The sequence below is a fragment of the Candidatus Schekmanbacteria bacterium genome (assembly GCA_003695725.1).
Classification (GTDB): Bacteria; Schekmanbacteria; GWA2-38-11; order GWA2-38-11; family J061; genus J061.
In genome coordinates, this window is sequence record RFHX01000256.1 from 1 (window position 1) to 8,731 (window position 8,731).

The following is an 8,731-nucleotide window of genomic DNA, read 5'->3' on the forward strand; positions in this document are numbered from 1 at the left end:
ATACAGGGAACCCTCTCGACCTTGCTATAAATAATCAAGGATTTTTTAAAGTCAATACACCCAATGGGATAAAATATACAAGAAATGGTAATTTTTCTTTAGACAAGTCCGGTCGCCTAATCACATCAGAAGGATATTCAGTCCTTGGAGAATCAGGGGAAATAATCTTAAAGGATTCAAATATAAAAATTGAAAATGATGGATCAATAAAATCAGGTAAATCTACAATAGGGAAAATTGCTTTGGTCAATTTCAAAGATCTATCAGTATTAAAGAGGGATGGCAACTCTTTCTATCTCCCCTTAGGAATGGAAGATCAAGAAATTCCTGCAGAAGATGCAACAGTTAGCCAAGGTTATCTTGAACTCTCGAATGTCAACATAGTTCAAGAAATGGTAAAAATGTTGACCGTCGTAAGAGCAAATGAATCATACCAAAAGATAATTGAAAACTTCAATACAATCAATTTTAAGGCATCCAACGAACTCGGAAAATTTTAAAATTATTATAAAGGAGGGTTTTTAAATGATTAGAGCATTATGGACAGCGGCATCAGGTATGGAAGCCCAACAGCTCAATATAGATGTCATTGCAAACAACTTGGCAAATGTAAATACTGTAGGTTTTAAAAGAAGCCGGGCTGATTTTCAGGAACTACTTTATAAAAGCTTGCAAACACCGGGAAATTCTTCATCAGCAACAAGTGAAATTCCAACAGGAGCCCAAATAGGACTTGGAGTAAAGCCTGTTGCAGTTCAAAAGCTCTTTTCACAGGGTGATTATCAGCAAACAGAAAACCAGCTCGACATTGCAATAGAAGGAGATGGTTTTTTTCAGGTATTACAGCCAAACGGAGAAATAGCATATACACGGGCAGGCTCGTTCAAGAAGAATAGCGAAGGACAAATTGTTACATCAGACGGCTATCCCTTAGAGCCATCTATCACAATTTCCCCAGATGCAATATCAGTAACTATAGGAAGTGATGGCACTGTTTCTGTTGTGGAAGCAGGCTCGGATACCTCAAACATTGTTGGGCAGATAGAACTTGCAAAGTTTTTAAACCCTGCAGGACTTAAAAGTATTGGACGCAATCTCTATGTGCCAACAAGCGCATCAGGAGATGTTGTAACTGGAATCCCTGGTGAAACAGGATTTGGAACATTGAATCAGGGGTATTTAGAAATGTCCAATGTAAATGTAGTTGAAGAGATGGTTAATATGATAATTGCGCAACGGGCATATGAAACAAACGCCAAAGCAATTACAGCCGCTGACGAAATGCTTCAACAAGCTAATAATGTAACAAGGTAATCGATTATTGAAGGACAAATAAATGAACAAAATTAAAATGTTACACAAATATTATTGGATAACTGGTTTATTTACAGCAATGGCTTTTCTTCTCACACTTGCATCAGCTGAAAATATGATCAATATTAAAGCAAAGGAGAAATGTACGGTTGCAGGAGAGAAAATCCTCCTTTCTGACATTGCAACGATTTCCACAGAAGACAATCTTTTAAAACAGAAATTGGAAAATCTTGAAATTGGATTTTCTCCATATATCGGAATGTCAAGAAACCTTACAGCAAAAGAAATAAAAATCCGTTTGAAACAAAACAATATTCCTTTAGAAAGAGTTAATCTTGATTTTCCCGAAAGTGTATATGTAACTCGAGATTTTCAAACTTTGAATTCCAAAGAAATAGAAAAAACTGTCAGCAAGTACTTTGACAAAAAATTTGCTTCCAATCCTGACATAAAATTAAAGAGAATAAGAGGGGCTCAAAACCTGACTCTTCCTGCAGGAAAAATCAGTACCAACATAGAAATTGTTCGAAAATCGATATCCGGCAACACTTATTCAATTCTTTTCACTGTATTTGTAAATGGCAAAAAAAGTGCATTTTTACAATTGTCAGCAGATGTTGAAAAAATCGAAGATATTGTAGTGGCAAGAAAAAAAATATTCAGAAATCAGATAATAACTGAAAAGGATGTAACTGTAATAAGAAAGATATCGGATATGAGGACTAAAAACAATTTTTCTAAAATAAGCGATGTAATAGGAAAAAAAGCTACAAGATTGATTGATGTCAACAAAGCCATAACATCAGATATGGTCGAAGAGATTCCTCTGCTTGAAAGAGGAGATGTAGTTTCTATAAGAGTAATTTCAAATGGCTTAATGGTTTCTGCGTTGGGAGAAGTTTTAAGTAAAGGATATCAGGGAAAAAAGGTAAAAGTCAGGAATATAGATTCAGGAAAAATTCTAAAAGCAACAGTAATGAATAAAAAGGAGGTTAGAATTGAACTATAAAATAGTAAAGTTTTTTACTCTCATAACTTGCCTCCTCTTCCTTGTATCGTGCGCAAGCGGACCTTCGAGTGTGCCAAAACACATCCAAAAGATAGATAGCGATGAAACAGCACTTACTCAACAAGAGGAAATCAGTTATGACCGCGGATCTATATGGACGGATAATGGTTTTAACAGCAATCTCTTTTCTGACCAGAAAGCATCCAGAGTAGGAGATGTAATAACAGTTATTGTTCAAGAGACTGCAACTGCCAATAAATCAGCATCAACAAAAGCAAGCAAAGATTCATCAATTGAAAATAGCGCTTCAGCTCTTTTTGGTTTTGAAAAAGCAGTGCAGCTAAGAAATCCAAACTTCAATCCCAGCGCTCTTATGAAAACGGAACACAAAGATTCTTTTGACGGTCAGGGAAAAACTTCAAGGTCCGGTGATTTTAAAACAACTCTTTCGGCAATTGTCATAAAGGTTTATCCCAACCATAACCTTCTAATTAGAGGAAGCAGAACAATAACATTAAATGAAGAAGAACAGATAATAACTCTGACCGGGATAGTAAGGCCCGAGGACCTTTCATATGAAAACACAGTATATTCAACAAAAATAGCTAATGCAAAAATCACATATACAGGCAAAGGTGTAATAGCGGACAAACAGCATCCGGGATGGATGACAAGGATAATTTCATGGATATGGCCATTTTAAGGGAAAAATATATGAAACTTTTTAGAGGGATATTCATTTTTTTATTTATTCTCTTATTTTTATCACTCAATAGCGCAAATGCAGTAAAGATCAGAGATTTGGCATACATTGAAGGATTAAGAGGCAATAAATTGATTGGTTATGGATTGGTTGTCGGTTTGAATGGCACAGGCGACAAACAGGGGACAGAATTCACAATTCAGTCATTAACTAATATGCTGAGAAAAAACGGCATATTAGTTTCACCTGATGATGTAAAAGTAAAAAATGTTGCAGCAGTAATGGTAACTGCAGACCTACCGCCTTTTCCAAGAAAAGGAATGCGGATAGATGTCCTTGTTTCATCGATTGGTGATGCAACAAGTCTTCAAGGCGGCACTCTTCTTCTTACTCCTTTAAAAGGGGCAGATGGAAAAATATATGCAGTAGCTCAGGGGCCTTTATCGATAGGAGGTTTTTCTGCAGGAGGTGCTGGCGGTGAAAAAGTTCAGAAAAATCATTTAAATGCAGGCAAGATTCCTGATGGTGCCATTATAGAGAGAGAAATTCCCTATAACTTTTCAAATACCTCAAGAATAACCTTTTCGCTTAGAAATTCAGATTTCACAACTACAAACAAAGTTGCTGAAAAGATAAACTCATTTATAGGTAATTCGATAGCTTTCCCAATGGATGCTGTGAATGTAACTGTGGACATTCCTGATGAATATAGAAACAACCCCGTTAGATTTGTTTCATTGATTGAAAACCTTGATGTTACACCTGAAATTCCTGCTAAGATCGTCATTGATGAAAGGACAGGCACAGTTGTCGTAGGGGAAAATGTAAGGATTTCCACACTTGCTATTTCTCACGGCAATTTGACAATCGAAATAAATTCAAAGTTCAAGATATCACAGCCATCCCCATTTTCAAAAAAGGGTGAAACAGTCGTTGTACCCGAAACAAAAACTTCTATAAAAGAGGAAAAAGGGCATCTGATTTTAGTTGAAGGCGGTGTCAGCATAAAAGAATTAGTAAGAGCTCTCAATGCTATTGGTGTAACAACACGCGACTTGATAACTATCTTTCAGGCTATCAAAGCCGCTGGTGCATTGCATGCCGAACTTGAAATAATTTAGTGAAATTATGGCAACAAATATAGATAAAACATTAGTGAAATTCTTCTCAAATAGACTGAAGGAAGATATAAAATCTCTTCAAGCAGAAAGAAGAACTGCAAATGCAAATAAATCTTTGAAAAATCTACCTCCTAAGGAAGCTTTGAAAGAATTTGAATCCCTTTTTGTCTTCTATATGCTCAAAGAAATGACAAAGAATAACACATCCCAGGGGTTATTTGGAAAAGGATTCGGGAATGAATATTTCACAGATATGTTTAATCAAGAAGTGGCAAGAGCGCTTTCAAAAGGCGGTGGAATAGGAATTGCTGATTTTATAGAGAAAAACAGTAAGTTAAAAATTATAAAAAAAGACAATAGAAATAGAATAGAAAACTTTCTGCCTTCACAACAACACAAGCATAGCAAGGAAAAAGAAAAAGTAAGTATCAGTAAGATTGTGCAGGGTGGAAGAATTTCTTCTCCATTTGGAGTAAGAAATGATCCATTCACTGGGGAAAAACGTTTTCATGATGGGATAGATATTGCTTGTGCTGAAGGGACCAAGGTTTATCCTATTATGTCCGGTAAGGTTATATTTAGTGGAGAAATGAGAGGATATGGGAATGTAGTAATCATTGAACATAATAACGGAATCCAATCTTATTACGCACATAATAAGGTTAATTTCGTCAAAAAAGGAGATCTTATTACAACAAATACACCAATAGCATTATCCGGAAAAACAGGGAGGGCTACGGGGCCTCATCTACATTTCGAGCTTCGAGCCGACAATAAACCTCAAAACCCTGAAAAATATTTAAAAATTTAGTTAATAATTTATTTATTCTTCCGATAAGAGTACAAACTTTTATCTGGAAGGAGAGAAAATATGAAAGTTGATGAAAAGAACAACATAATAAGCAAAATTTCAAACATTAAGACAGAACAAAAAGCGATAAAGAATGTTTCTCAAAAACCTAAAGACAATGATTCTGACGATATTAAGGTCAAAATCTCTTCACAGGGAGTCAAACTGTCTGAATATGTAAAAAAAATCAAAGAAATTGAAGGCAATAGAGCTGAAAAAATTCAAAATTTAAAAAAGAGCATAGAAGAAGGTACCTATAAAGTAGATGCAGAAAAAATCGCTGATAAAATTATCAAAGACTATTTACAGGAAATAGCAGACGAATAATTGCTTATGAAAAATGAAAGCGAAGTATTCAACAATTTTGCCAACATACTGGAAGAAATCACTTCAGTATATACTGAGTTTTTTCTGGCAATACAGGAACTTACTCTCTCATTGAAAAAGTCTGATTATGCAAAGTTTTTAGAATCGCAAAAGCATTTGGAAACTATTATTTTAAAAATCCGTCTCCTTGAAGAAGTACGGATAAAAGATGTAAAAAAAATTTCAGAATTAACAGGTTTGGATGAAGAATCTATTACACTATCCACATTGATTGAAACTGCGCCGCCTCCAATCAATGAAAGATTCTATGAAATCAAGAAAAAACTAAGCGAAATCATAAATAAAGTTTCTGATTCGACTAAACATACAAAAAACCTTTTAGAAAGCTCGATTGTTACAATAGAAAATACAATCAATTTCATCAAATCTATATGCACATCAAATCCCGTTTATCAAAAAACAGGAAAGATTGAGAGCAATAATTTAAAAAGCTCTTTATTTGCGCAAAAGGTTTAAACTATGCCCGGAATTATATCAATACTCGACATTGCTAAAAAATCATTGCTTGTAAATCAAGCGGCAATGAATGTTACCGGCAACAACATAGCCAATGTAAATAGTAAGGGATATAACCGCCAAGAAGCGATAACTTCTCCTTCAGAAGCATACACATATGCAGGGAAATACTTTGGCTCAGGAGTAGATTTAGATGAGGTAAGAAGAGTTTATGATAAATATTTAGTAAATCAATTCAATATAGAAACAGCCAATTTAGGGAAGCTCGATGAAAAAAGGTCTATGCTTGAAAGAATCGAAGCCTTTATGACCTCCTCAGAAGAAAATGGGCTTGGTTCAGCAATATCAGATTTTTTCAATTCCTTACAAGATTTAGCTAATGACCCTTCAAGTTCTTCCGCCCGCACCGCTGTAATTTCAGAAGCAAGTTACTTGGCAGACCTCTTTCATAGCACAGATACTGAGCTTGATAATATTGAAAAGAATATTGATTTTTCAGCTGAGGGGATAATCAATGAAATTAACAGTATTGCAGAAAGAATTGCCGGTTTAAATGAAGAGATAGCTAATATTGAAACTTCCGGTGTCAAGGCAAACGACTTAAGAGATGACCGAGATTTACTGTTAAACGACTTGGCTTCAAAGATAGATATAACTTATTTTGAAGACGATTCTGGCCAAGTCACAGTTATGATAAATGGTGGCAAGGCATTGGTCCATAGAACTTCTTATTGGTCCCTCAAAACAGAACCTGATTATTCCAATGAAAACATTTTAACAATAAAATATATTGGAGAAGGGAATACAGAAGCAGATATAACAAATAAGATCCAAGGTGGAAAATTAAAGGGGCTTTTAGATATAAGAAATGATATCCTGAAAAAGTATCAGTCTAAAATCGATACGCTTGCTTATTCTATAATAAACGAAATAAATATTCTTCATCAGGCAGGAAGAGGTCTCGACGGCTCAACAGGTAATCTCTTCTTTAATGCAATATCACCTTCAGCATATGGAAGCAGGGAAAATCAAGGCAGTGCTGATGTATCCTCGGTTTCCGTTTTATCTCCCTCATCTTTGACATATGACAACTATGAAATAAGATTTACCTCATCTTCGTCCTTCGATATATACAACACCACCACAAAACAATATGTATCAACAGGGAATAGCTATAGCTCCGGAAGTAATATTGATTTCGAAGGGTTAAGAGTAGTTTTAAGTGATTCAGGCGGTACTCCTGCATCAGGCGATATCTTCTACATAAAACCGGGAGAAGGAGCAGCAAAAAATATAGAAGTTAATTCTACTATATCCTCAAATATAAATAAAATTGCTGCTGGTCTCACATCGAATCCTGGTGACAACGAAAATGCATTACAGATGGGAGAACTTCAGTTTTCACCTATTCTTGATTCTGGCAGCTCTACTTTCGAAGAATATTACGGCAACATTCTTTCTGACCTTGGAAATGATGTCCTTCTTTCGACAGACGAATACAACACGCAAGAAGGATTAATTACTGCATTAAAAGAAAGAATAGAATCAAAATCAGGCGTTTCACTCGATGAAGAATTGAGTAATTTGCTCAAATTTCAGCACAGTTATCAAGCGTCAGCGAAACTCATTACAGTTGCAGACGAACTCCTTGATACTCTAGTAAATTTAATAAGATAGAGGTAAGGTATGAGAGTAACTTATAAAATGATTCTCAGCAGTTTGCTTGATAATATCAGCAATATTAGTGAAAGAATAAATAATTTAGAAAAGCAGGCTGCCTCAGGAAAAAGAATCAATAAGCCCTCAGACGACCCCTATGCTTACAATAAATCGCTCAGTTTTAAATCGCTCAAAAAATCTATGTCTCAATTCGAAAAAAATCTAAGTTCTGGGAAGGAATGGCTTTCTACTACAGATACCGCATTGCAATCTGCAAATGACCTTCTTATAAGAGCAAAAGAAATTGCTCTATCGGCTTCAAATGATACAATGAGCGCAGACGAGAGAGAAACTGCCGCAATTGAAGTTCAAGGGCTATTCGAACAAATGGTCCAAATTGCCAACACGAAACTTGGTTCAAAATACATCTTTGCCGGCACAGCCGTTTCAACAGAAGCTTTCGACAGCAACGGAAACTACAATGGAAATTCAAGCAATATAAATATTGAAATCGACGCCAATAAAAGAATGACAATAAACTTTACAGGCGACAATATCTTCAAGGGTGCATCAGGGGGAGAAGATGTGTTTGATGTTTTGAGCGATTTGAAGACAGCTCTTGAAAACAACGACACTGACAACATAGCATCCCAAATCAGCAGAATAGACACTTCAATGAATCAAGTCCTTGATTATAGAGCAAATACAGGCGCAAAAATAAATCAAATTGAAAATACTGAGACTTGGTATGAAGATTCAAAAGCCAGATTAGATATTTTGTTGTCTGAAAATGAAGATGCTGATATTATTGAAGTATTGACACAACTTGCAAAAGAACAGTCAGCTTATAAAGCTACACTTGCAACAACATCTGAGATTATGTCAAACACATTAGCTGAATTTTTAAAATAACATAACTTTTTGCCAAGGAAGGTAAAAAATGCTTATAATAACCCGGAGGGTTGGAGAATCAATTATTGTTGGAGACAACATTGAAATAAATGTCTTGGAAATAAAAGGGAAACAGATAAAAATTGGAATCACAGCGCCTGAAGATGTTTCAATCTATAGAAAGGAGATATACCTAAAAATTATTGAAGAAAACAGATTAGCAGCCAATGCAGTCAAGAAAGGTATTGAAAGCCTTCAACTATTGTTAAAAGAAAAAAAATAACTTTTCAAGATTAAAAAAATGCAAATTGAGATCAATAATATTGGCACAGTAGATTTTG

11 protein-coding genes are annotated in these 8,731 nt (G+C 35.2%); all 11 read left to right on the forward strand.

The window, feature by feature from the left end; translation table 11 throughout:
- The coding region (locus D6734_09990) for a hypothetical protein (protein RMF93472.1) at positions 1-500 on the forward strand (500 nt) is incomplete at its 5' end.
- A 25-nt stretch (positions 501-525) separates the two neighbouring features.
- The gene (flgG, locus tag D6734_09995) at positions 526-1,314 is read left to right on the forward strand and encodes a flagellar basal-body rod protein FlgG (GenBank protein RMF93473.1); all 789 of its coding nucleotides are present in this window, start codon (positions 526-528) and stop codon (positions 1,312-1,314) included.
- A gap of 22 nt (positions 1,315-1,336) precedes the next feature.
- Entirely contained in the window at positions 1,337-2,323 is a 987-nt protein-coding gene (gene flgA / locus D6734_10000) for a flagella basal body P-ring formation protein FlgA (GenBank protein RMF93474.1), read from the forward strand.
- Complete coding sequence (locus D6734_10005) at positions 2,295-3,026, forward strand: flagellar basal body L-ring protein FlgH (GenBank protein RMF93475.1); 732 nt, start codon at positions 2,295-2,297, stop codon at positions 3,024-3,026. Before flgA ends, D6734_10005 begins: the two co-directional genes overlap by 29 nt.
- Positions 3,027-3,037: 11 nt before the next feature.
- On the forward strand, positions 3,038-4,147 hold the full coding sequence (locus D6734_10010) for a flagellar basal body P-ring protein FlgI (protein ID RMF93482.1): 1,110 nt from the start codon (positions 3,038-3,040) through the stop codon (positions 4,145-4,147).
- Between the two features lie 7 nt (positions 4,148-4,154).
- Positions 4,155-4,958 (forward strand): hypothetical protein, encoded by an 804-nt coding sequence (locus tag D6734_10015; protein RMF93476.1) that lies wholly within the window; start codon positions 4,155-4,157, stop codon positions 4,956-4,958.
- 60 nt (positions 4,959-5,018) lie between these two features.
- A complete protein-coding gene (gene flgM, locus D6734_10020) occupies positions 5,019-5,324 on the forward strand; it encodes a flagellar biosynthesis anti-sigma factor FlgM (protein ID RMF93477.1) in 306 nt (101 codons plus the stop codon).
- Positions 5,325-5,840 (forward strand): hypothetical protein, encoded by a 516-nt coding sequence (locus D6734_10025; GenBank protein RMF93478.1) that lies wholly within the window; start codon positions 5,325-5,327, stop codon positions 5,838-5,840.
- A 3-nt stretch (positions 5,841-5,843) separates the two neighbouring features.
- A complete protein-coding gene (gene flgK, locus D6734_10030) occupies positions 5,844-7,517 on the forward strand; it encodes a flagellar hook-associated protein FlgK (GenBank protein ID RMF93479.1) in 1,674 nt (557 codons plus the stop codon).
- A gap of 9 nt (positions 7,518-7,526) precedes the next feature.
- Positions 7,527-8,411, forward strand: coding sequence for a flagellar hook-associated protein 3 (gene flgL / locus D6734_10035; protein ID RMF93480.1), 885 nt, complete (start codon positions 7,527-7,529; stop codon positions 8,409-8,411).
- A gap of 28 nt (positions 8,412-8,439) precedes the next feature.
- Positions 8,440-8,673, forward strand: a complete 234-nt coding sequence (gene csrA / locus D6734_10040) for a carbon storage regulator (protein ID RMF93481.1) — start codon at positions 8,440-8,442, stop codon at positions 8,671-8,673.
- The last annotated feature ends 58 nt before the right edge of the window (positions 8,674-8,731 follow it).